20 protein-coding genes, 1 tRNA gene and 1 CRISPR repeat array are annotated in these 24,277 nt (G+C 44.6%); of the genes, 17 read left to right on the forward strand and 4 right to left on the reverse strand.

Annotation, left to right across the window (positions count from 1 at the left end; translation table 11 throughout):
- The first annotated feature begins 3 nt into the window (after window positions 1-3).
- The 7 genes from rph (at window position 4) to H8K32_RS02075 (ending at window position 7,686) form a co-directional block, all read left to right on the forward strand.
- On the forward strand, window positions 4-741 hold the full coding sequence (gene rph / locus H8K32_RS02045) for a ribonuclease PH (RefSeq protein WP_186910785.1): 738 nt from the start codon (window positions 4-6) through the stop codon (window positions 739-741).
- Window positions 742-752: 11 nt separating this feature from the next.
- Window positions 753-1,337 carry an RdgB/HAM1 family non-canonical purine NTP pyrophosphatase gene (rdgB, locus tag H8K32_RS02050; protein WP_186910786.1) on the forward strand — a complete coding sequence of 195 codons (585 nt, stop codon included), beginning with the start codon at window positions 753-755 and terminating at the stop codon, window positions 1,335-1,337.
- 9 nt (window positions 1,338-1,346) lie between these two features.
- On the forward strand, window positions 1,347-2,618 hold the full coding sequence (gene hemW / locus H8K32_RS02055; protein ID WP_186910787.1) for a radical SAM family heme chaperone HemW: 1,272 nt from the start codon (window positions 1,347-1,349) through the stop codon (window positions 2,616-2,618).
- 286 nt (window positions 2,619-2,904) lie between these two features.
- Entirely contained in the window at window positions 2,905-4,095 is a 1,191-nt protein-coding gene (locus H8K32_RS02060; protein WP_186910788.1) for an HDOD domain-containing protein, read from the forward strand.
- The gene (locus H8K32_RS02065) at window positions 4,044-6,119 is read left to right on the forward strand and encodes a putative bifunctional diguanylate cyclase/phosphodiesterase (RefSeq protein ID WP_246447069.1); all 2,076 of its coding nucleotides are present in this window, start codon (window positions 4,044-4,046) and stop codon (window positions 6,117-6,119) included. The genes H8K32_RS02060 and H8K32_RS02065 overlap by 52 nt, the downstream gene beginning before the upstream one ends.
- 53 nt (window positions 6,120-6,172) lie before the next feature.
- A tRNA-Ser gene (locus tag H8K32_RS02070) sits at window positions 6,173-6,262 on the forward strand.
- 164 nt (window positions 6,263-6,426) lie between these two features.
- Window positions 6,427-7,686: a tyrosine-type recombinase/integrase gene (locus tag H8K32_RS02075; protein ID WP_186910789.1), complete on the forward strand. Its 1,260-nt coding sequence runs from the start codon at window positions 6,427-6,429 to the stop codon at window positions 7,684-7,686.
- Between the two features lie 227 nt (window positions 7,687-7,913).
- Here H8K32_RS02075 and cas2 read toward each other — a convergent pair whose 3' ends face one another.
- Both cas2 and cas1 read right to left on the reverse strand, forming a co-directional pair.
- Window positions 7,914-8,240, reverse strand: a complete 327-nt coding sequence (gene cas2 / locus H8K32_RS02080; RefSeq protein ID WP_186910790.1) for a CRISPR-associated endonuclease Cas2 — start codon at window positions 8,238-8,240, stop codon at window positions 7,914-7,916.
- Between the two features lie 2 nt (window positions 8,241-8,242).
- Window positions 8,243-9,178, reverse strand: coding sequence for a type II CRISPR-associated endonuclease Cas1 (gene cas1, locus H8K32_RS02085; protein ID WP_186910791.1), 936 nt, complete (start codon window positions 9,176-9,178; stop codon window positions 8,243-8,245).
- Between the two features lie 864 nt (window positions 9,179-10,042).
- On the opposite strand from cas1, the gene cas3 reads away from it, so the two are divergent.
- From cas3 to H8K32_RS02135, 10 genes are all read left to right on the forward strand, one after another.
- Complete coding sequence (gene cas3 / locus H8K32_RS02090) at window positions 10,043-12,604, forward strand: CRISPR-associated helicase Cas3' (RefSeq protein ID WP_186910792.1); 2,562 nt, start codon at window positions 10,043-10,045, stop codon at window positions 12,602-12,604.
- Between the two features lie 158 nt (window positions 12,605-12,762).
- A complete protein-coding gene (gene casA, locus H8K32_RS02095; protein ID WP_186910793.1) occupies window positions 12,763-14,259 on the forward strand; it encodes a type I-E CRISPR-associated protein Cse1/CasA in 1,497 nt (498 codons plus the stop codon).
- Entirely contained in the window at window positions 14,259-14,804 is a 546-nt protein-coding gene (gene casB / locus H8K32_RS02100; RefSeq protein WP_222612980.1) for a type I-E CRISPR-associated protein Cse2/CasB, read from the forward strand. The genes casA and casB overlap by 1 nt, the downstream gene beginning before the upstream one ends.
- Window positions 14,797-15,435 carry a type I-E CRISPR-associated protein Cas6/Cse3/CasE gene (gene cas6e / locus H8K32_RS02105; RefSeq protein ID WP_186910795.1) on the forward strand — a complete coding sequence of 213 codons (639 nt, stop codon included), beginning with the start codon at window positions 14,797-14,799 and terminating at the stop codon, window positions 15,433-15,435. The genes casB and cas6e overlap by 8 nt, the downstream gene beginning before the upstream one ends.
- 24 nt (window positions 15,436-15,459) lie before the next feature.
- Window positions 15,460-16,632: a type I-E CRISPR-associated protein Cas7/Cse4/CasC gene (cas7e, locus tag H8K32_RS02110; protein WP_186910796.1), complete on the forward strand. Its 1,173-nt coding sequence runs from the start codon at window positions 15,460-15,462 to the stop codon at window positions 16,630-16,632.
- The gene (gene cas5e, locus H8K32_RS02115; protein WP_186910797.1) at window positions 16,625-17,353 is read left to right on the forward strand and encodes a type I-E CRISPR-associated protein Cas5/CasD; all 729 of its coding nucleotides are present in this window, start codon (window positions 16,625-16,627) and stop codon (window positions 17,351-17,353) included. The genes cas7e and cas5e overlap by 8 nt, the downstream gene beginning before the upstream one ends.
- Window positions 17,346-18,245, forward strand: coding sequence for a type I-E CRISPR-associated endonuclease Cas1e (gene cas1e / locus H8K32_RS02120; RefSeq protein WP_186910798.1), 900 nt, complete (start codon window positions 17,346-17,348; stop codon window positions 18,243-18,245). The genes cas5e and cas1e overlap by 8 nt, the downstream gene beginning before the upstream one ends.
- Window positions 18,223-18,519 carry a type I-E CRISPR-associated endoribonuclease Cas2e gene (gene cas2e / locus H8K32_RS02125; protein WP_186910799.1) on the forward strand — a complete coding sequence of 99 codons (297 nt, stop codon included), beginning with the start codon at window positions 18,223-18,225 and terminating at the stop codon, window positions 18,517-18,519. The genes cas1e and cas2e overlap by 23 nt, the downstream gene beginning before the upstream one ends.
- A gap of 94 nt (window positions 18,520-18,613) precedes the next feature.
- A CRISPR array of direct repeats spans window positions 18,614-20,289; the repeat unit is 28 nt; unit sequence GTCTTCCCCACGGCCGTGGGGGTGTTTC.
- A 211-nt stretch (window positions 20,290-20,500) separates the two neighbouring features.
- A complete protein-coding gene (locus H8K32_RS02130; RefSeq protein ID WP_186910800.1) occupies window positions 20,501-20,923 on the forward strand; it encodes a helix-turn-helix domain-containing protein in 423 nt (140 codons plus the stop codon).
- A gap of 62 nt (window positions 20,924-20,985) precedes the next feature.
- Window positions 20,986-23,427: a VIT and vWA domain-containing protein gene (locus H8K32_RS02135; protein ID WP_186910801.1), complete on the forward strand. Its 2,442-nt coding sequence runs from the start codon at window positions 20,986-20,988 to the stop codon at window positions 23,425-23,427.
- A gap of 82 nt (window positions 23,428-23,509) precedes the next feature.
- Here H8K32_RS02135 and H8K32_RS02140 read toward each other — a convergent pair whose 3' ends face one another.
- The gene (locus H8K32_RS02140) at window positions 23,510-23,845 is read right to left on the reverse strand and encodes a hypothetical protein (RefSeq protein WP_186910802.1); all 336 of its coding nucleotides are present in this window, start codon (window positions 23,843-23,845) and stop codon (window positions 23,510-23,512) included.
- 74 nt (window positions 23,846-23,919) lie between these two features.
- The gene (locus H8K32_RS02145; protein ID WP_186910803.1) at window positions 23,920-24,207 is read right to left on the reverse strand and encodes a HigA family addiction module antitoxin; all 288 of its coding nucleotides are present in this window, start codon (window positions 24,205-24,207) and stop codon (window positions 23,920-23,922) included.
- Window positions 24,208-24,277 lie beyond the last annotated feature (70 nt).

Consider the following 24,277-nt stretch of genomic DNA (forward strand, 5'->3'; position numbering starts at 1 on the left):
TTTATGTCAAATATTCAACGCCCTAGCGGTCGCGCAGCGGATGCGCTGCGCCCGGTGGTTATTAGTCGCCACTTTACCAAGCATGCTGAGGGCTCGGTATTAATCGAGTTCGGTGATACCCGCGTGATTTGTACTGCCAGTATTGAAGATAAAGTACCAGGCTTTTTAAAAGGTAAAGGGCAGGGCTGGATGACTGCGGAATACGGCATGTTGCCGCGTTCTACCCATACGCGCATGGATCGCGAAGCAGCTAAAGGCAAGCAATCTGGAAGAACGCAAGAGATCCAACGTCTGATTGGTCGCTCTTTACGCGCTGCTTTCGATCTCGAAGCATTCGGTGAGCGCACTTTGCACATCGACTGCGACGTTATTCAGGCTGATGGTGGAACACGAACAGCCTCTATTTCTGGGGCAATGGTTGCGGCTTACGATGCGTTTAGTCAATTGGTCAATAAGGGAGTGATCGATCGGGTGCCTGTAAAACACTTTGTTGCCGCGATTTCGGTCGGCGTTTATCAAGGTTTTCCAGTATTGGACCTCGACTACCCGGAAGACTCTGCTTGTGATACGGACATGAATGTGGTTATGACCGAAGATGGTCATTTTGTGGAAGTCCAAGGAACCGCAGAGGGCGTTGCATTTGATCGTCAGACCATGAACCAATTACTGGATCTGGCAGCAGATGGTATTAGCGATCTGATCGCATTACAAAAACAAGTACTTGGATTGTTGGAAGCCTGAATGAAATGACCATGACTCAGAAAATTGTTTTGGCCTCGAATAATCAAGGCAAACTCAAAGAGTTTCGCCAGATACTTGCACCTCTGGATATCAGTTTGCATGCGCAATCTGAGTTTGAGGTTCCGGAAGCGGATGAGCCGTTTCATAGTTTTGTAGAAAATGCACTGACAAAAGCGAGACATGCCTCACGCATCACGGGTCTGCCGGCCCTGGCGGATGACTCTGGTATTTGCGTCAATGCGCTTGGTGGTGCGCCTGGCGTGCTCTCTGCACGTTTTGCTGGAGAGCCTAAGTCCGATGTGCGAAATAATCAAAAGCTCGTCGCAGCACTTGAAAACATGGCTGATAAATCGGCGTACTATTACTGCGTGTTAGTTCTGGTGCGCTCCGCCGATGATCCACAACCTGTGATAGCTGACGGTATGTGGAAGGGTGAGATTATCGATCAGCCGCGGGGTGAAAACGGCTTCGGCTATGACCCTCACTTTTGGATATCCGCTTTGCAAAAAACAGTGGCTGAATTGGATTCCGCAGAAAAAAACCAGATGTCGCATCGTGGGCAAGCCTTGCGTGCATTAGTAGAAAAGTTGAGTTAATAAGTAGCAATGATTCCGATTAAGCCAATTCCTATTCATGCTAAGACCGTTACCGGAGCGAAAGAATCTCCGGATTTATCGCATATCCCACAAGATGTTGCGAGCAAATATCTGGCCCCCGGTCGTTTAAATCTTACTGCCTTGCCGCCTCTGGCTTTGTATATCCACTTTCCATGGTGCGTCAAAAAGTGCCCGTATTGCGATTTTAATTCGCACGAGGTCAAGGGCAGTTTTGATGAAGACGCCTATTTAAAGGCTTTGCGCGCGGATTTAGAGGCATCATTGCCATTGATTTGGGGCAGAAAAATATACTCAGTCTTTATTGGTGGTGGCACGCCTAGCCTGATGTCTGCCGCGGGACTTGATCGTCTGCTGTCAGATATCCGTACTTTGCTTCCCATCGACGGCGCGGCTGAAATTACCATGGAAGCCAATCCCGGTACTTTTGAGATGGAAAAATTCCGCTCGTATAAACAAAGTGGAATTAACCGTCTTTCTATCGGCATTCAAAGTTTTAATTCTCAACATCTCGCGGCACTTGGCCGCATCCATGACGGAGATGAGGCGAGACGTGCAATCGATATTGCGCGAACGCATTTTGATAATTTTAATCTCGATTTGATGTTCGCTTTGCCTGGACAAACACTGGATCAAGTACGTGATGACGTTGAAACGGCATTGTCATTTTCGCCGCCACATTTATCTCTGTATCATTTGACCTTAGAGCCAAACACGTATTTTGCAAAGTTTCCACCAGCGATTCCTGATGATGATCTCAGCACGGAAATGCAGGAGCTGATTCACCGTCGGATGGAAGCTGCAGGCTATCGCAATTACGAAGTGTCGGCCTATGCGCAAACGGGGCGTGAATCGCGCCATAACCAGAACTATTGGACCTTTGGTGATTATCTTGGTATCGGCGCAGGGGCACATTCAAAGCTGTCGTTCCCGCACCGTATTATCCGCCAAGCAAGATTCAAACAGCCCAAAGCGTTTATTGAGGCAAGTATGGCTGGCAATGCTGCACAAGAGTCCGTTGAAATTGATGTGAAAGATTTACCATTCGAATTCATGCTCAATGCACTGCGTCTGAATCAAGGCTTTCCAGTTAATCTTTTTCAAGAACGTACCGGTCTGATCATTAATTCTATCGAAAAAGAATTGTTCCTTGCCGAGAAAAAAGGACTTTTGCAACGCGATCATCAAACGATTGTGCCCACAGCAATGGGTAAGTTATTTTTGAATGATTTGCAGGAAATTTTCTTGCCAGACTCTGAATAGTTCGTTCCGAACTTGCGACGCCAATTTATGACCCCTTATTACTCACTAAAATAATGCTGGCCTTACATGAAAATTCAATGTTGGTTTGGCGTTGGTGCGGTGAATTAGTTGCCTTTAATGAATGAAGTAAAAAGTGTTGGCAAATTGAGCTTCCTCAGTCAGCGGGTATCATGAGGATTTTCGATTGAAGTGGTTGTAATCCCCGACTCAATACGATACATTTCGTTGCAATAGCCGGAAAAAATGTCACGCCGTCGTCACTTGTAAAATAAGAAATAAAGTATTTATGATTCGAGATTCAGGTTTCCCTACGTTCATGCCAGTCATGAACGCACTTCAACGATTAGTCGCAATACAACCTGATTTTGGCGCATTGCCAACAATCGAAATCATTGAAATTTTGCAGTCTTGGAAAGAGAGCGAGTTTTTCGACAAGTTAAGCCAGAATCTTTGGCTGGTTTCGTTTCCCGATCCGCAATTAATTCCGATTGATCTGCATACACGTTTGCCAGCACACCGCATCTGTTTGTGCATACCTGAAACAGCGTGTGCAAATAAAGAAAATCAAAGTCGGCTGAAGCATTTTTCCAGTAATGGTTTTCGCATTGTCGCTGATAATTTTGTATCTTCATTAGAATTAGCCTGGGGCGACACAAAATACTTTGCAATGGATGCTAAAGCGGGATTGCCGTTTTATGCCAAATCTTGGACTGCCAAGCTGAGTAGTGGGCAGCATTGGGCGAAAAATATCCCTGACACTGTGGTGCTTGAGCAAGCGCTGCAATCGGGGTTTAAAATACTGTCAGGCGATTATGCATTTAATCCGCCAGTGTCGAATAGATCGGCGGACAGTTCTGCTCGCACACGCTTATTAAAACTGTTGGGCTTGGTTTCACGTGATGCCGATTCGTCTGAATTAGAGGAATTATTTAAGCAGGATCCAAGTCTGTCTTTTATGTTGTTTAAGTTGGTGAGCTCTGCTGCGTTCGCTCAAACCGTACGGGTTTCCAGTTTTGGTCAGGCGATTACTTTGCTTGGGCGCAGACAATTACAGCGTTGGTTGCAGTTATTGCTATATACACGTCCAGAACAAAATGCTGGAGCGTTAAATCCTTTAATGACTAGGGCAGCATTTCGAGCCAGCATGATGGAGGGACTTTGCCAAAAGCGAGGCGGAAATAAAGACGAACAAGATGCCGCGTTTATGGTCGGTATGTTTTCGTTGCTTGATAAGCTTTTCGGTAGTAATCTCGCCGACGTTTTACAACCGCTGACTTTGAAAGATGACATCTTGGATGCCCTGTTGCAAAGAACAGGTCAGCTCGGTGTTTTGTTGCATTTGGTTGAATTGTCAGACAGAACAAATAGCGCAGAAGTTGAGAGCGCTTTGCATCGTGCAGAAATTGATGTTGGCGTATTTGAGGAATGTCTGGTGCAAGCCTATGGTTGGGTAAATCAGGTCTGTCGGGACGCGTGACGATGCCTATCGTTTCTGATTTACGTGATGTTGATTTAGGTGTTTCCTTGAGTGAGGCGATATTCGGCTTACAAGAAGAGGCGCTTGATCAGCAAATTAATTACCTGATCAGAAATGCTTTTGATGATGCGCATCTTAGTTTTGAGCGCAATTGTTCGCAACAAGAAGTTTGTCAAAACAATTTATGTTGCCAGGTATCAGCGGATACTTTCTATCTCCTGACTGGAAAGGAAGGTCGCTATACCGAATCTGATTTACAAAAATTAAATTACATCGCTGGCATGACTGCACGGCTGTTTGCGTTGCGTACCAAGCTCGAGCAGCAACATGCCTTGAGTGTGCGCGAGCACATGCTGCAAACGCAAATTCTGGATCAGATTCATGAATCTGTCATTATCATGGATCTGGCCGGGTTCATTCTAAGTTGGAATCGTGGCGCAGAAAAAATGTTTGGTTACGCCGCACATGAAGTGCTCGGTAAAAACATTTTGTTTCTATATGACGACGAAGAAATTGATCAAAGCCAGGACATGGATATCCTGAACGCCTTTTTGACCAACGGTGCGCAAGAAATGGAAGTGCGGCGTCGAAAAAAGTCTGGAGAGGTATTTTGGGCGAGTTTAACTTTGTCCATCATTACTGGTGTTGACGGGCAACCAGCGGGCATTGTGGGCTATCTTAGTGATATTACCCATCGCAAAGAAGCAGAAAAAAAGATCAATCAGTTGGCTTATTTTGATGGGCTGACAAATCTTCCGAATCGCAGCCTTTTTAAACAACTTGCTGACCAAACTTTGCAAATTGCTCAGCGCAAGCAGGTGAATGCAGCCCTGTTGTTTATTGACTTAAATCGTTTTAAACCAATCAACGACATGCTTGGGCATCGGGTAGGTGATGCACTTTTGAACGTGGTCGCACAACGACTGGTTCTAGCGCTTCGCGATCAAGATATCATCGCACGCCTTGGTAGTGACGAATTCGCGATTGCCTTGCCAGAGATTACGACGCACTCTGACGCCAGCGCCGTTGCACAAAAAATTATCGAAAGCTTGCAAGAGGCGTTTTACGTTGGTGGCCATGAACTGCGCATCTCGGCGAGCATAGGTGTTAGTATTTTCCCCAATGACGGCAGGGACGCGGAGGCACTTTTGCAATGTGCGGATATAGCGATGTATCAGGCAAAAAAAATCGGCGATAGCCAAATCGGTGGATTTGCGTTTTATGACCAGGACATCAACGTTCATATTGCAGAAAAACTTTTTTTTGAATCAGCAATTCGTAAAGCATTGCTCGCAGAAGAATTTTTTCTACAGTATCAGCCAAAAATTGATATCCGCACTAAACGTCTTGTTAGTGTAGAAGCCTTATTACGCTGGAACCATCCTGAGCGAGGTTTGATTCCGCCCGCGGGCTTTATTGGCGTTGCTGAAGAATCTGGTTTGATACAACAAGTCGATTCTTGGGTGCTGGATGCTGCATGTAAACAGGCAAAGCAGTGGCAATGGCAGGGGGTGCCGATGTTTAAAGTTGCCATCAATTTATCCGCCAAAGATTTTACCGAGGCATTGCCCGCAAAAATCGATGCCGCGCTCAAAAAGCATCAGATTTCTGCTCAGTGGTTGGAATTGGAAATCACCGAAAGTATGCTCATGCAAAATGTTGAAAATGTGATTTCCATTATGAAACAAGTTGTTGGGCTAGGAGTGAGTCTTGCCCTTGACGACTTTGGGACTGGCTATTCCAGTCTTTCCTACTTAAAGCGATTTCCCATTTCTTCGTTGAAAATCGATCGCTCATTTGTGCAAGGCATTCCGGACGACTCTAATGACTGTGCAATAGCAAGAGCGATCATCATGATGGCCCATCAATTGAAATTAAAAGTCGTCGCTGAAGGTGTAGAAACCCAGGAACAACTCGATTTTCTTCAAAACGCAGGCTGTAATGAAATCCAGGGTTACCTTTTCTCACGCCCAGTTGAGGCCACAGAAATACCAAACCTGTTAAATAAGCCATTTTTTGCGTGAATTGAGCCGAAGCACTTGTTCGTCCAGGCAACTCCAGCTATAATAGCAGGCTTGGAAGGTTGGCAGAGCGGTTGAATGCACCAGTCTTGAAAACTGGCGAGGTGTTATAGCCTTCGTGAGTTCGAATCTCACACCTTCCGCCAAGAACATGTTTAAAGTTGTCCAAGTTTGTACAAATAACCCGCGATTTCCTAGTGAATACGCGGGTTTTTTGTTTCCTAATGCTTTTTAGTGTCCATTGGCATCCAAACTTTTTGTTGGTAATCTTGTTGGTACATTAAATACCAACAAAATAGATACCAACAAAATGCCTAAACTCGCTACACCGCTCAATGACATCAAAGTCAAAAACGCCAAACCTCAAGATAAACCCTACAAATTAAGCGATGGCGGTGGCCTGCATCTGCTGGTGAATCCAGATGGCAACAAATATTGGCGTCTCGCTTATCGATTTGATACCAAACAAAAGACGCTGGCGCTGGGCGTTTATCCGGTCGTGACCCTCAAGGATGCACGTGAAAAGACCCTGGCTGCTCGCAAACTCTTGGATGCTGACATTGATCCTGCGAAAGACCGTGATCAGAAACGGCATGTTGCCAATGCCACCTCAGTCAATACCTTTGAGAAAATCGCACGTGAATGGCATCAACGGAAAACTGAGAGCTCTTGGCAGCCTCAGACCTCAGTACAGAACATGCGCTCTCTTGAGCGCGATTTGTTCCCCTACATTGGCAAGTTACCGATTAGTACGATCAAGACGCCCTTGATGCTAGACGTATTGCAGCAGATCGAGAAGCGGGGCGCTTTAGAGATTACAAGGCGCTTGGCCTCGCTTGCGAGTGCTATCTTCAAATACGCGACAGTCAAGGGTTTGATGGAGTATGACCCCATCGCTGCACTCAAGACCGAGCTGAAGCCACGCGTGAAAGGCCATCATGCAGCCATTAAGGTCGCAGGATTACCTGACTTACTCAAAGCCATCACTAAAAATGAAGGCCGTATGTACCCACCGAACCGTATCGGCTTACGCCTCATGCTACTGACCTTTGTTCGCACGAGCGAGCTCATCGAAACGCCGTGGAGCGAGATTGACCTAGAAAACGAACAATGGGTCATTCCTTGGCAACGTATGAAGATGGGTAAGAAACGTTTGTCCCCGCGCATGGTTGATCACCATCCTTTCTTGCCGCGCCAAGGCTGGGAATTGCTGCGTGAATTACATCAATATACTGGCGGTAGCAAATACCTGTTTCCTAATCGTCGGGATCACGAGAAGCCGCTCAGCAATGGAATGATCTTGCAGGCGTTAAAGCGCATGGGATATGGCGGCGAAATGACTGGGCACGGCTTTAGGGCACTTGCAAAGGGTACATTGAAAACCCTCGGCTACCCAATCGACCGTATTGAGCGCCAGCTATCCCATGCGTCTGGTGAAGCCTATGGCGGCTCATATGACCGCGAGGATTTTTTGGATGAACGTAAAGAGATGATGCAGCATTTTGCTGACTACTTGGAGCAGATTGAACGTGGGAATGTCGTGATAGGGGACTTTACGCGTGCGGCTTGAGTGCACGTTACTTAGAACGTCAAATACTGACTGGTAGGCTGATATATAAAATAGGCTCTAGCTTGAAAGTTACAGCTAGAGCAGATATAGACTTGCTTTCATTTGATATGGGGGCGCACGGAGTTCCGGCTAGAGCGCATATCCCAATCTGTTAGAATACAAATGCAATAAGTCCTTGAATTTCATAGGATTTATTGCATTTTCTCTAGTGAAAAAATATTCCATCATTAAAATAAGTTGAACTGATCTGGTAGTTTTGGCAGACCTTGGTTCACTTTTCCTCGAAAGGTAATGATTCTTTCGTACTGTTTGTCGGTGAATTGAAGGATATTGACTTTTCCTCCGCCCGGCAAACTACGTTCGACATATTTGCAATAGGTGTCGACTTGGGTTTGGCTAGAGCAAAATCGCATATACACAGAAAACTGCGCCATTTCAAAGCCCATATCGAGCAAGGCGTTTTGAAATTGAGTTGCCGCTAAGCGTTCCGCTTTCTCAATAACGGGAAGATCAAACATGACTATCATCCACATAATTCTATATCTCGATAACATAGTCAATCCACCTCATTTTCAACAAGTACGCCTATTTCTGTGGGGATTTTCGGATTTGGGATAAACAGTTTCTTTTCTTCGCCTAAAAATATTTTGGCGAGCGAGGTTGCTAACTTCGGTGTGCATACCATCACAGGACTGATCCCGCTGCTTGTTTGCATATCGTCATACATCGTGTTGATTAGCACCCGTTTTGTTTCTGCATTAATTTCAAATTTTCCTTGAGATGCTAACTGCCAAACTCTGTAATCGATCATCGGACGGAACGGCTCCATTAGATCATCAACAATTCGCATAGGATTACCCTCGTTGCAGTGATGTAGACCAATGGTTGGGTGTAGTCCGGCGGCGATCACTGAACGTGCAGTTGTTGCACGCAGTACGGTATAACCGTAATTGAGTAGCGCGTTAATGCCATCATCATTTTGGTCACGTCGGAATGTAGCTCCGAATAATAAAGTCCAATACCTTCTTGCACCTTGTGCTTCAATATTATCGGGATCTCCAGATTTTACTTTCTTAACTAGCGCTGAGAGCGGTATGTCGGGTTTCCCTAAGGTGGCAAGTACAGCAGACTGCTGTTGAAGTTTCGCTTTAACGATATCAGCCCAAATTCTTTTAATTGTTGGCTGAGACGCAGCTATTTGAGCGTCGAAGCGCTTAGCCTGAAGGTGATGCCCTCCAATTGGTACTAACATGCCAGCTGTATTATGATTAGCGCCACAAAGTACAAATGGTATCCCACGCTCGGCAAGAGCAACCAGTAGGTTATTTGTATAAGTTATTCCATGTGCGTTTGCAATCACTGCGATAACGTCATCAATGGGAATTCGTCCTAATTCTTGTAGATTGTCGCCATGTTGTTGGACAATTATGAAGCCGCGTAGTAGAAAAAGGTGTCTTTTGTTGTCAGCAATTTCTACGATGCGGCCGATCATTTTAGATACCTTATTTATGTAAAGCGCGAAGTTTGCCAGTCGGCGAGACAGTGCATAAGCATCCTTTCGCTTTTTGTAGCGTGCCTACCGATTTCGATATATACCCAAACGAACTTTCCTTATCACGATTCGAGAGCCGGAATCGAATAATTGAACTAAGTCTTTGATTTTAATGAATTTTATTTTCCTATTTTTTCTCTATGGATGAAAATATGGATGATAAAAAATTTGCTTAAATTCGATGTGTTTAAGGAAACTTTTTGCATGCCCTATATGCTTCAGAGGCATAAAATAGTAAATCAATATATTGATATTGTATAGGTTTTTACTCTGTTTTAGCATCATTTGGAGCAATTTCGGCATGCTTTTAAGTCCGTCATAAGGGCTGAAAATTGAATCTTTTTAATTTCCTCATCAAGCTTAACAATGTTGCATGCCTACACGAATGGCTTCCCGTTATTGGTGGGGAGCCCAAAACTGGTTCTTATCTAACTTCCAAAGTTGAAAACTGTTTTTTCCGCAAATGGTTAGCGATTGACCTAATTATTCGCTTCTTGTCCAAGGAGTCACTACACTACGATTGAACATTTCTCTACTCACTATTAACCGCTACCATGATCGCGTTGTGCCTGGCGAAAAGGTCAATCGGTGTCATATGCATCATGATTATTCTCATGAAACTAAATATGTGTGGGACGCGCTGGGGCGATATCTGGTAATTGTCAGAGTGGCGAAAATACAAGAGAATTTTTAGTGTCTAAATCGAATCAAGTATAGATATTTAATTAATTTAAGATTATTATAATAGTATGTGTTTTAAGCAACATGTGAAAAATTATTAAAAATCGAAACTTGAGGATTTAAGTGCGTGCAAGACCTAAACAAGTAAGCACTGTTACTGAAACAATCCCGCTTCATCAATGCCTAGCCAAATCAAGAAAATTGGATAACGGCAATGTTGTGTCCGGTCGACTGGTATTTAGCCATTGCCAAATTGTAGGGGAAGTCGCGAGAGCAATGATTCTTCGAATGCCAATTTGGTTGCGGAGTGCTCTATTTCCCGAGGGATCAGAATTAATTGCTGCAGCCCATGATATCGGAAAGGTTAGCCCAACTTTTCAGAAAAAAATATATTCTGCACTTTCGCAAAAAGAAGACGCAGTTTTGGCACTTTTGAAAAATGAAGATCCAACTCAAGAAAAGCTGTGGGGTGGTCATGCAGGGGTAAGTCAAGCTTCGGTTGCAACTGAAAATCCGAGTTTATACATTGCGGAAATTTTAGGTCAACATCACGGATTTTCGCCAAATTTGTCTATATACCAGGCGACAAGTGAAGTATTCGGTGGTGCTAATTGGCATTCGCAGCGAGTCGAATTATTAACTCAACTTAAGGTGGCCTTGGCCACAGACTTTCCCATCGTGAAAGATGCGTTACAGGCAAAAGTGCTAGCTGGTCTGACGACTGTTTCAGATTGGGTGGGCTCAGGTGCGTTATTCGAAGATCCCGAAGGAGATTGGAAATCTAATATTGATGTGGCGCTAGACGAGGCTGGTTTTGTATGCCCACAAATTAGACCGAACCTAAGTTTTCAAAAAATATTTGGTTTCGAGCCTAAAGACACACAACTCAAATTGATCGCAGCAGTAAATCAGCCTGGCGTATATGTGTTAGAAGCTCCAATGGGATTAGGTAAAACTGAAGCTGCCCTGTATGCAGCATATCAATTGCTAAAAAATAATTCTGCTACGGGTATTTATTTTGCGCTACCGACTCAGCTTACCTCTGAGAAAATACATGAGCGTGTAAATCAGTTCTTAAAAAAAATATTAGATGAAACAACGCTTCATTCACAAGCCCTATTGGTACATAGCAATGCTTGGTTAAATATGGGTGAGGAAGCAAATCCTGGTGGTACCTGGTTTGCACAAGGCAAGCGCGGAATTTTAGCGCCGTTTGCCGTAGGTACCGTTGATCAGGCTTTGATGGCAGTGATGAATGTAAAACATGGTTTTGTTCGAACCTTTGGCCTAGCCGGTAAAATTGTCATACTCGATGAGGTACATTCCTATGATAGTTTTACTGGGACGATTTTAGACGCATTGGTAAAAGCATTACGTCAGTTGCAATGTACTGTAATCATTTTGAGCGCTACGCTGACACAAGAACGGCGCAAATCATTATTAGGCTTGAGCACGTCCTGTAATACGTCATATAAACCCTATCCGCTCATTACGGCGCAGCCGAATGAAGCCCTATTTGTTGAAATAGAGACGGCTAAAATACCTGATGTGATGGTTCATATTGGCCATGCGACAGAGATTGCGGCGATAGAAGAAGCAATATTGCGGGCTGAGCAAGGACAGCAGGTGTTATGGATAGAAAATACAGTAAATGAGGCACAAGCTGTATTCCAATTATTAGCGGCACGTAGTATTGGACTTGGAATTGCATGTGGTTTATTGCATTCGCGCTTTCTCAAGATAGACCGGGCGTGTAATGAAGATATCTGGGTGAGAGTCTTTGGAAAAAATGGGGCGAAAGCGCGCGCGGCACAAGGTCGAATATTAGTCGGAACACAAGTTCTAGAGCAATCCCTAGATATCGATGCTGATTTTTTGGTCAGCCGTATCGCACCCACAGATATGTTGTTGCAGCGCTTGGGTAGATTATGGCGACACACCGAGACGGTCCGTCCTGCAATAGCAAAACGAGAGGCTTGGATATTGGCTCCAGATTTAGCTACTGCAATCATTTCACCCGAACAGACATTTGGATCAACAGTCAAAGTGTACGCACCTTACGTTTTATGTCGCAGTTTAGCAGTGTGGAAAAGCATTGACGACTTGAGTTTACCTTCACAAATTCGGGAGTTGATCGAGGCAACTTATGCCCCTAAAGCTGAATGTGATGATATGGCTAAACATCTTCAACAACTAAAATTAAATCGAAAGAAACTCGAGGGGCTGGCGTTAGTCGGTCTATCCATAGCGGGTTCAACACAGGCAGAAGAAACAGCACAAACCCGCCATAGTGAACTTGAAACAACTGAGGTACTTTTGGTTCGATCGATTCAAGTTGCCCATCAGGGTGTCTATGTTACTTTGCTGAATCGAGAAAAAATCCTAGTCCCCCAAAATGGCCGATCTTTAGGACGAAAAAAATGGCGTGAATTGACCATAACATTAATGCAAAATACCTTAAAAGTCGCTGACTACCTTGCCCCAATCGCTATCGATAGGAAGCACATTTTATGGTTAGGCGACTATTTTTACTTAGGTAAGCCTGAATTCAACGAAAGCAATCAATTACGTGTTGCCTTAGTGGATGAGAGCGGAGCTATACGCTCACTACAGGAAGGCTTAGCGAGTGAAAAATATACACTTACTTATGATGAACGTATTGGCTATCAAGCAAAAAAGACGTAGCTAATCTTATAAAGTTGCATCAAACATGATTTTTAAGCAAACATAAAGAGTTGGCATAGCGCAATTTTTGAATCGATCCAATGAGAATTGGAGCAGATATTAGCAAATTAATTGATTCATATATGACGCGTTTTAGGTCATAAAAATGGTAACTAAATATGCACACTGAGAAATACTTCAATTTAATAGATGAGCCATGGATACCCATTGTCGATGTGGGTAGAGTCAGTTTAAAACAAATATTTCTTGAGCCAAGTTACCGAGCAATAGGCGGAAATCCGGTTCAAAAAATTGCACTGACAAAATTACTGCTGGCAATTGCTCAAGCGGCGTCTACGCCAGAAACTAACGAAGCATGGCAAAACTTGCGACCTGAAGGGTTGGCAAAAAAATGCTTACTTTATTTGGAACAATGGCATTCGCAATTCTATTTATATGGGGACGCCCCATTTTTGCAGATGCCAGCCATTAAACCTGCATTCGTTCAAAAATTTGGCGCGGTATTAACCGAGATTTCAACTGGAAACACGACAGTGCTCACGCAGTCGCAGGTAGAAAAATCATTATCAGATGCAGATAGGGCATTACTAATTGTCCAATTGATGGGCTTTGGTTTAGGTGGAAAGAAAACGGACAACTCCATAGTGCTCACTAAAGAGTATCAGGGTAAGTGCAATGAGAAAGGTAAACCCTCCACCGGAAAACCAGGCCCTTCAATTGGTTTTTTAGGTTTTTTGCATAGTTTTTTGCAAGGAAGTTCATTGCAGGAAACGTTATGGCTTAATTTATTTACACAGCAACAAATAGCCGATATCGGTATTTATCCTGCAGGCCTAGGAATAGCACCTTGGCAGCAAATGCCGGAGGGAGAGAGTTGCGAAAATGCCGAAATGCTTAAATTGAGTTTAATGGGTCGTTTAGTACCGTTGTCGAGATTTTGCTTATTGAACGAACATGGCATACATTATTCAGAAGGAATTTCACATCTTGGTTATAAAGAGGGCGTCGTAGACCCTAGTATTGCAGTTGACCGTTCAGGGAAAGAAACAAAAGCACTCTGGACTGATCCAGAAAAACGTCCATGGAGACAACTCACTGCACTGTTAAGTTTTCTGTCGTCAAGCGATAACCGAGGAGCGGATTGCTTTCAACTACGATTAACTACTAACAGAGCAATTCCCTTAGTACGTTCTCTCGAAATTTGGTCTGGTGGATTGCGGGTAAGCAGTAATGCTGGGGAGCAATTTGTTTCAGGTTCGGATGATTTCGTTGAGTCTTCGATTCAACTTCCTATCAATTCATTTGGGGAAAAGTGGTTTAGTCACTTTCAAACGGAAATGAATGAACTCGATAAACTTTCAAAAATCATTTACGGTTCGACCCTTAGCTATTTTAAAAGCCAGAATATGGAAGCGAAAGGACAAGCTTCAATGGCAAGTAACTTATTTTGGCAACTATCCGAACGCAAGTTTCAAGCTCTTATCGATATGTGTACAAATGTTGATAGCACGAAAATACGAACATTATTCGCGCAGTTTGCGTATAAAGCTTACGACACTCATTGTTCTAGCGATACTTCCCGTCAACTAGATGCATGGGCTAAGCATAGACCAAATCTAGGCGTTTATTTAAAAAATACCAATCAGGAGCGATGATGAGCGAACAAACTCAAGCACCAGTTAATACCTATAACAATAGAGCTGCTAGTTTTGTTGAGTATGTTATTGGTCGATGCCAGACTGATAATGGTCTACGGGCAGCGCTCAAGCGAGCTGATAATCCAGCAACTGAATATCAAAGTTGGGAAGTGTTGGCGGGTTTTAAAATTAACTTGGAAAACGAAGACGAACGTATTCCATATGCAGCAATTGCTGCGACTATAGCCCGTGTAAAAATTGGGAAAAATGGTGCTGTACAAATCGGACAAGCGATAGCGTGCTGCTATGAGGATGGTAATAATAGTGAGCAGGCCAAAGCAAAGCTACGTCGTTTGCTTGCATGTAACTCTGTATCCGAAGCTTGCCGTATCTTACGACCCCTATTTAGTTTGATTGAAGCGAAAGGGCTTGCTTCCCTTGATTATGCGCGATTGCTCGATGATTTACTTTGGTTTGGCCACGAGGAACGACAAACTCGCATAAAAGCACGGTGGGCGCAGAGTTTTTACGGCAAAGAAATTGAGGAGAAAGTAGATGCATGAAAACCCTATTGCGTTTGCAAGCGTACTAAAATTGAGCCGTGAAGACATTAAAATTTTACAAGTAAAAGACGCATACGCGTTACATAAAGTGGTTTACGGTTTATTTGAAGATATTCGCACTGAGGCCGAAAAAAACAAAAGCGTTGCAAGTGGCATCTTGTACGTCGATAAAGGCGGTGATTTCAATACGCGGCAAATTCTCTTGCTCTCGAATCGCAAGCCGCATCAGACACCACAGTTTGGTAAGGTCGAAACAAAGCCGGTATATGCGAATTTTTTACAGCATACCGATTACGCTTTTCAAACTACCTTGAATCCAACTCAACGTAATAATCTTAGTCGGAAAATCGTACCAGTACGTGGGCGCGAAGCGATAACAACCTGGTTCGTACAGCGTGCCATTACGTCTTGGGGCTTTAGTGTGATGGTTGAAGATTTGCAAGTTGAGCAATGTAACGTACAAAGCTTTGAAAAGTTGGGAGAGACCGTGACGCATGGCAGCGCGACGCTTAAGGGACGCCTCACCGTGACTGATCACGAACGTTTTAAGCAAAGTTTTTGCAAAGGTATTGGTCGAGGCAGAGCATTTGGTTTTGGGTTATTACAAATTGTGCCTTTATCAGCTATTTAATTTATCGAACTTCAGGATTTTCAAATGAAAAATCAATTTACAAATCTCCGTATCGAATTTCACATTCTTCAATCTTTCCCAGTAACTTGTCTTAACCGTGATGACGTTGGTGCACCGAAAACTGCTATCGTCGGCGGTGTGCAGCGTGCACGCGTGAGTTCTCAAGCATGGAAGCGCCCGATACGGATGGCGATGCAAGAGTTGGGTATCACTCATGGAACAAGAACAAAATTAATCAGTAAATTAGTCACTGAGGCTTGCCTGAAGAAAGGCGCGACAGTTGAACAGGCAATCACTTGTGGCGACAAAATTGAAGGTATTTTCATTAAGAAAAAAGAAGAAAAGAAAGCAAAAAAAGGCAAAGACTCGGCAGTTGATGTAGAAGGTGACGATACTTCCTTAGAAGCGAGTGCTGATAAAACAGATACTTTACTTTTTTTAAGTCCAAATGAAGTAGCAATTATTGCGCAAGCCTGCGCTGATAATGGATTCGATCCAGATAAAGTGATTACTCAGAAAGATGCGAAAAAGCAGGCAAAAGAACTCGCAGATCTAATTGGCAAAGTAAATGAAGCCATAGATGCGGTAGACATTGCCTTGTTTGGTAGGATGGTTGCCCAAGCGGCTGATTTAAATATCGATGGTGCAACCACATTTTCACACGCCATTTCCACACATAAAGTGAGCAATGAGGTGGAGTTTTTTACTGCGATGGATGATGTAGATCCGACACCTGGATCAGCGCATATGGGAAGCTTGGAGTTTAATTCTGCCACCTATTATCGCTATGTCAGTTTAGATCTTGGACAACTGAATCAAACATTAGCTGGGCATTCATTGCCAGAAGCGGTCGAGGCATTTACGAAAGCTCTATTTGTTGCTGTACCAACGGCAAGGCAAGCGACCCAATCTGGTGCATCTCCATGGGCGTTTGCCAAGATCTTTGTTCGTAAAGGTCAAGGTTTACAAGTTCCATTTGAAACTCCAGTCAAAGCAGAAGCTGGCGGTGGTTTTATAAAAAACAGTATCGATGCCATGTCCACCTATTTGGCTAAACAAGAAAAGTTGCACGGTAGCCTATTTGGTAAGCAAGCTGAGTACACTTATTCACAAGACGCTGATTTAACTGTGGATGATCTCATTGCAGCATTAAAACAGCACTCAACAGCGGACGTTGCAGAAAATATCCATGCATAATCCCTTTCTTTTACTCTGGTTGGAAGCCCCTCTGCAAGCTTGGGGGGCTGACTCCAAATTTGGCCGACGCGAGACGCAATCTTTCCCAACGAAATCAGGGATATTGGGTTTGCTGTGTTCTGCGCTGGGTGCTGGTGGCGAGCAATGTGCGCTTTTGGAAGAGTTTTCCAACCTAGATCAAACGGTCATTTCGTTTGTCCGCACCACAGAAATTCGCGGTGAACGCGTTAAGCAAGCGCGCGAACCAGTCCTACGTGATTTTCATATGGTGGGTAATGGTTACGACAAGCAAGATCCTTGGGCGAGTATGCTCATTCCGAAAACCAGTGAAAGGAAGCCAGCTGTTGGCGGTGGCGCAAAATTGACCTATCGTAATTATTTACAAGATGCTGCATTTGCTGTTGTAATCGAGGTGCCATTTGAACGATCTGAACAAGTCATACAAGGATTGCAATCGCCAACATGGGCTGTTTATTTAGGGCGTAAAAATTGTGTGCCAACCGATTTTATTTATCGAGCTTGTTTTGTCGAACAAGCGCAAGCACTAGAGCATGCTACGGTAATTGCACGAGAAAAAAATCGAATCGAAGATTTTCGCGTATTACATGGCGCGCTTAGCGATAGCGAAGCCGATGAGATCTTTACCCTTAATGACGTGCCTGTGCAGTTTGGTGACGATAAGCGCTATCGTGATCGACAGGTGAGTCTGATTTATGCTTGACGATACTTCGGGAATAAAATCGCCGTCAAAGCGTCTTTTGATCAAAGTGACGCGTGATACTTTGCCTCTAGTTAAAGATAAGTATCCTTTTCTTTATCTTGAGCGGGGGCGGTTGGAAATTGATGATGCTAGTGTGAAATGGATAGACAGCGATGCCAATGTTATTCGCCTGCCTATTGCCACGCTCAATTGCTTATTACTTGGCCCAGGCACTAGCGTAACTCATGAAGCTGTTAAGGTGATCGCTGCGGCAAATTGCAGTGTTTGTTGGGTAGGAGAGGATAGTTTATTATTTTATGCCCATGGGCAAACACCAACATCTGATACGCGTAATTTGCGTGAGCAAATGAAATTATCCGCAGACCCCAAAAAATCATTAGAAGTCGCAAGACGCATGTTTTCAATGCGTTTTCCCAGTGCAGATTTGAAAGGAAAATCTCTCAAAGAAATGATGGGAATGGAGGGGTATCGTATCCGGAATTTGTACGAACAGAAGGGGCTGGAATATGGTGTGGGTTGGAAGGGGCGAAATTACATTCCGGGAAAATTTGAAATGGGTGACATGACTAATCAAGTATTGACCGCTTGTAATGCGGCACTGTACGGTATCTTATGTTCGGCAATACACAGCATGGGGTTTTCGCCACATATGGGATTTGTACATTCAGGTAGTCCTCTACCTTTTGTATATGATTTGGCTGATCTTTATAAAGAAAATCTTTGCATCGACTTGGCTTTTTCGCTAACGCTGAGCATGGCCGGTCAGTATAACAAACACATGGTGTCGGCTGCTTTCCGGCAGCGTGTAATCGCAGCCAATTTGTTAGGTAAAGTTGCTCAAGATATTGAAAGCATTCTGGAGATAAAAAATGCTAGTCGTGATTGCCAATGATTTGCCACCTGCAGTCCGTGGTCGTATGAAGCTCTGGTTTATTGAGCCTAAACCTAACGTGTTTATTTCTGGCGTAAAAGATAATGTAGCAAGAAAAGTGGTGGCTTACTTATATAAACATTGTCCGGCAGATAGTGGAGTAATGGTATTTCGGCGAATACCAGAAACTCCTGGCTATGACATCAGTGGGATTGGCGACACGAAGCGAAATTTAACTGAAATATCGGGGTTGCAATTGGTAATAGAGAAACAAAATTCACTTTGCGATTCGTAGTACATAGAAGAGATTTAGATTTAAGATTAATTTGGTCAAACCATGAACACACTATATAAGGTGTTTTATGTGCGTTCTTTAACAAAATATAGGTGTCTTCCCCACGGCCGTGGGGGTGTTTCTATAACAACGAAGTTCAAGTTGGACAAGAAAGAGTCTTCCCCACGGCCGTGGGGGTGTTTCTATTGTCTGGAACCTGGTTAGGTTGAAGAACAGGTCTTCCCCACGGCCGTGGGGGTGTTTCTTAAAGGTAGCACTAAACCTCAAACCTATATGGGTCTTCCCCACGGCCGTGGGGGTGTTTCTTTAAGTCTCATTGGCTCGTATCAATATAAAGGGTCTTCCCCACGGCCGTGGGGGTGTTTCCCATATGCGAAAGGATCGAGGTTATGAGATTGCGTCTTCCCCACGGCCGTGGGGGTGTTTCCCAGTCGGACACGCTGGAGGTTGCTGCGGATCGGTCTTCCCCACGGCCGTGGGGGTGTTTCTCATTATGGGACGTTTTTATGACGAGGACGCAGGTCTTCCCCACGGCCGTGGGGGTGTTTCCTGGTGTTCCTACGTTTTCTGTCAATGGTGCGAGTCTTCCCCACGGCCGTGGGGGTGTTTCTGATTGGCGTAGTCCTGCGGAATTTGCGGGACTGTCTTCCCCACGGCCGTGGGGGTGTTTCTCAGACAGTCTGGTCGACGCCGTATCTAAGTAAGTCTTCCCCACGGCCGTGGGGGTGTTTCCCTGACGCGAACTTCGTCAAAGTCAAAGCGCCGGTCTTCCCCACGGCCGTGGGGGTGTTTCTTATGTCAATTTGGGGTTGATTACCAAGGGAACGTCTTCCCCACGGCCGTGGGGGTGTTTCCAGATCCGCATCGTGATTGATATGCCGCGTCTTAGTCTTCCCCACGGCCGTGGGGGTGTTTCTAGACTATCATTCCGTTATGCGTATTTATCTCAGTCTTCCCCACGGCCGTGGGGGTGTTTCCCGATAAGGCACTGATTGCATGTACATCAAATAGTCTTCCCCACGGCCGTGGGGGTGTTTCCATTATGACGATATGGTCAGCGTCACAATCGAAGTCTTCCCCACGGCCGTGGGGGTGTTTCCGTTGCAATGGTATGCTTTGATCCGTCAGTAGCGTCTTCCCCACGGCCGTGGGGGTGTTTCTCCAAGCCCTTGACGAGGTGATAGAGGAAGCGAGTCTTCCCCACGGCCGTGGGGGTGTTTCTTGATTAAGTCCGACATTTTTGATCGTTGTTTGGTCTTCCCCACGGCCGTGGGGGTGTTTCTACATGATGGTCTGGCTGAAATCAATTGGATTGGTCTTCCCCACGGCCGTGGGGGTGTTTCTAGCGCGGAGAACGTTTGCATGGTTCATATCCGGTCTTCCCCACGGCCGTGGGGGTGTTTCCATGCAAGGCTGCGGCCAAGCCGACCAGTCAATGTCTTCCCCACGGCCGTGGGGGTGTTTCTAGAAGCAATCAACATGATGGCAAAGCGCAAAAGTCTTCCCCACGGCCGTGGGGGTGTTTCCGGGTGAGTAGATCGGCGCAGCGTACTCTTGACGTCTTCCCCACGGCCGTGGGGGTGTTTCCAGGAAGCAAAAGATAAGATCGCAGCAGCCGCAGTCTTCCCCACGGCCGTGGGGGTGTTTCCACGTATTCGCTGTCATACCTGGTACGTGGTGGGTCTTCCCCACGGCCGTGGGGGTGTTTCCTCATCAGAAAACCACCCTAAGCAATGTAGTCCGTCTTCCCCACGCCCGTGGGGGTGTTTCCACGATCACGTCAACGCAGATTGCAGCTAATACGTCTTCCCCACGCCCGTGGGGGGGGGCATCGAGGGATGCAATGTCGTCTATCACGTCGTCTTCCCCACGCCCGTCGGGTTGTTTCCAAACCGTTCAAAAAATAATGGCGCTATTGCGTTCCATGCGATAACTATTCCCATGCTTGTATATATACAGTAAAAGTGTTTAAATATAATGCATGAATAAAAACTCCAAATTCGCTACTAGGAACTTTTCTCTTTCTGATCTTTGCGTGCTGGCGGACATTTCTATTCGTACCGCACGATATTATGTCCAGATCGGATTGGTGGATAAACCCGAAGGTGAGACACGTGCCGCTCGATATGATAGTCACCATCTAGAACAACTCCTGCTTGTTAAAAAATGGACTTCTGCAGGGGTATCCCTTGATCGCATTAGACAACTATTGCATGGCGAAGAGTCACCAGTTCCGGCAAAGCCACGCTTGCCAGGCAGCATCGAAGTTTGCAGCCATTTGACTGTCGCTGATGGTATTGAGATAGTCATTGAGCCTGGCCGTGCAGGATTGTCATCAGAGCAGATGCGCAGATTCGTGCGCGGTGTGATGCAGCTATATCAAGACCTCGATTCAGAGGGATGATTGCGACGCCTCAAAAAGCCGATCACGGTTTTACAAAATTGGTTTACCCCTAAGGAACAACAATGAATATGCTGCCTCGTGCTAGTCTTAAAACACCTCATGGTAAAGAATTCAATTTAGATAGTATTCGCATGACTGGTGATATGCGTGGTCAGATACTTAATATGCAGATTGTTCAAGAGTTTTGCAATTCAACGTCATCACATGCTGAAGTAAACTATACCTTCCCATTGCCATGGCGTGCTGTCTTGATGCACGTTGATGTGACTCTCGGAGAAAAAAAACTCACTGGCATTGTAGTCAGAAAAAAACAGGCAGAAGCCGATTACGAAGAAACGATATCGACCGGTGATACAGCCATCATGTTGGAGAAAAATCCTGACCATAGTTACAGCTTAAATCTCGGAAATCTCGCTCCGCAAGAACATTGCACTATCTGCGTTCACTACGCACAGGTTTTGCAATTCGAACAAAATTGCCTACGCTTGCTAATCCCAACTGTCATAGCGCCACGTTTTGATAATAGCCATGCTGATGTGTCAAAACAATCTAATTTTCCTGAGCACCTAATTCCTCGACATACTCTGGAGGCAGAGTATCCATTCGATATTGAACTACGTTTGCATGATGCACTGACAAAGGCGAAGATTACCTCACCAAGCCATCCAATAGCAGTAAAGAGTGCGGATGGCATTTGTTGTGTTTCATTAAATCGCCAAGGAACCTTAGATCGCGATTTTGTGCTGGCGCTGGAAGATTTGCCAACCAATTCTTTGCTTGTTATGGGGGCTGATTATCGCTATCCAGAGCAGTACGCAATGTTGGCGAGTTTTCGCGTGAACATTGATCAAGAAATTAAACCACCTATCTCTCTCAAAATATTGGTTGATTGTTCAAGCTCTATGGCGGGCGATAGTATTGCAGCATCTCGAAGAGCTTTACGTGTAATCGTGGACGAACTGAAAGAAGGAGATAGGTTCTCGCTTAGTCGTTTCGGTTCTCATGTCGAGCATCGGTCGCGAGCGATGTGGAAAGCAGCGCCAGCGAGTAAACTAGCAGCCCAACGCTGGGTCGGGAATCTAGAGGCGAATTTGGGTGGCACTGAAATGGAAACAGCGTTGCAGTCGACCTTCGATCTCAATGATATGAATAATAGTGACGTCTTGCTGATTACTGATGGAGATATTGCCAAAGTCGACAGCGCTATTGCATCCGCTAAAAATTCTGGGCACAGGTTATTTATCGTTGGCGTAGGCAGTAGCCCTTCAGAAAGTCATTTGCGTCGTCTGGCAAGTGCAACAGGGGGCGCGTGTGACTTTGTGACGGCAGTTGAGGCGGTTGAGCCAGCGGTGATGCGTATGTTTATCCGCCTTCGTTCCCCAAGCATCCCAGCATTGGATTGCATCTGGCCGGAAAATAATGTGCCACTATGGACTTCAGGTTTTAGTGAAAGCGTGTTTGATGGAGATACTTATCAACTGTTCGCCTTGTTTGAACAACGACCAGAAGGTAAGCTGATTTTGTGTGGAAACACTCTGGGAGAGTCTAAGCGAGACGAAATTGCCTTTGTTGATTTCTCACAGGCTTCTACCACCGATAATCAACTTTCACGAATGGCGGCCCAAGTGCGGATAACGCACATGTCGATAAGTGGAAATGAGCTTGACTGCAATAAATCTGATATAGAAAAAATTGCCCTTGATTATCAACTTGTGAGTGAGCGCAGCAATTTCCTGTTGATACACGAACGGGAATATATGGAAAAGGCAGGCGAGATGCCGTCACTTTACCTTGTGCCTCACATGTTACCAGCAGGGCATAGCGGAATTGGCCATGCAGGATTAAATAATAGTGGTCGGAAGGATTTTCATCCGATGAGAAAGGCTGCAGTTTTCCGTCGGGAACTGACAAGCCTTCATACTGACGTAGCAACGAGTGAAGCAACATACGATATTCCTGCGTTCCTCAGAAAAGCTCCAGGAAACGTTAGTATGAAAAATTTTTACGTCCCATTTTCTCTTAATTATGGAAGTGTAAAAGATGAATCAGGACGTAAGTCCAATACCAATTACTGGTCGGAGCAGATGGGAGAAAGAAAGCTATCTCCATGGGGACTTTTCTCCTGGTTGAACATAACACCGACACACAAATGGCCTGTCAGTTTCAATGAATTACGAAAAATCGATTTGAGTGAAAATGTGCTTGAATGGTTGGAGTTTGTTCTTATGCATGACTTTCCTCAAGCATCGGAGAAGATGATCGTAGCCAGCTTTTTGCATGTAGTATCACAAGTGGAAATTTTTCAAGTGCTGCTTGAAAATGAAAAGTCAAAGGCTGGATTTCGCCAGATTATCAATCGCCTCGTCGGGAAATTAAACCTAGTACCACGATCTCAACCTAGAACAGGCCTTGAAATTAATTTGATAAATGGAATTCAGCGTGTCCTTGATGACGTGCAAACACTAATTTGGCCAGCAGAAATTGGTGAGTTGGCTTTGGGATAGTAATGTTAAAAATAATAAGCGATCTGGCTAGCCGTTCGCTTATTTTTACATGTAACCTTTGTGTAGATGCCTATATTCCAATTTAATTCATGTGAGCGTGTTTGACTGAAGTTACCTTGTCATCAATGAAGTTGATTTCGCATATATATCGATCAAATTGAAATGCACCATTGAACACCACTAAGAGAGTATGTTCTGGCGGGTTGATGTCAAAAATTTGAGTCATTTTTTTGTTTGCGCCATTAGCTAGCGCTTTTTCTTTTAATCCGGAGATCGGCGTGCCTGCGGTTACAGTGGAGCAAAATTGTTTTTCATTTTTATCAGCCTCGCGGTTGCTGACAATACCTATCGTGCTAAAGATGAGGATAACAAAAAAAAGTCCAAATAAAGTGCGGAGAATTGTGGATTTTAATTTCATGAATCTTTAATTGTAATAATTTCGATTTAATCTGACCAACTACCAATTGAAACGGTATGGCAGTCAGATCGCTACTAATAGAGTTTAGCACTTCGTCTGGCAACCCATAAATCATGCGCTATCTGCATCCTCATCCATTGCTCAGCGGTGCTTCCAACGTGGGCTTCAAGAGCTACTGAAATCTCAGCGTTAAGGCTAGCCTTCGCTTGAAGAATCTTAGAAATCGTATACCGGCTAACATTTAACTTTTTTGCCAATGCTGCCTGGCTTATACGTAACTCTGGAAGAACGTTTTCTTTCAGAATTTCGCCTGGGTGTGTCGGCTTTCTGTTTGGATCTCGCTCTATGGGTTTATTTTTCATATCGCTGACCTCGTTGTACTCAGAGTTGAAAGATGAACACGATCTTATACTGAAAAGCAATATTAATAAA

Source organism: Cognatundibacterium jejuense (assembly GCF_014284255.1).
GTDB classification, from domain to species: Bacteria; Pseudomonadota; Gammaproteobacteria; order Burkholderiales; family Burkholderiaceae_D; genus Undibacterium; species Undibacterium jejuense.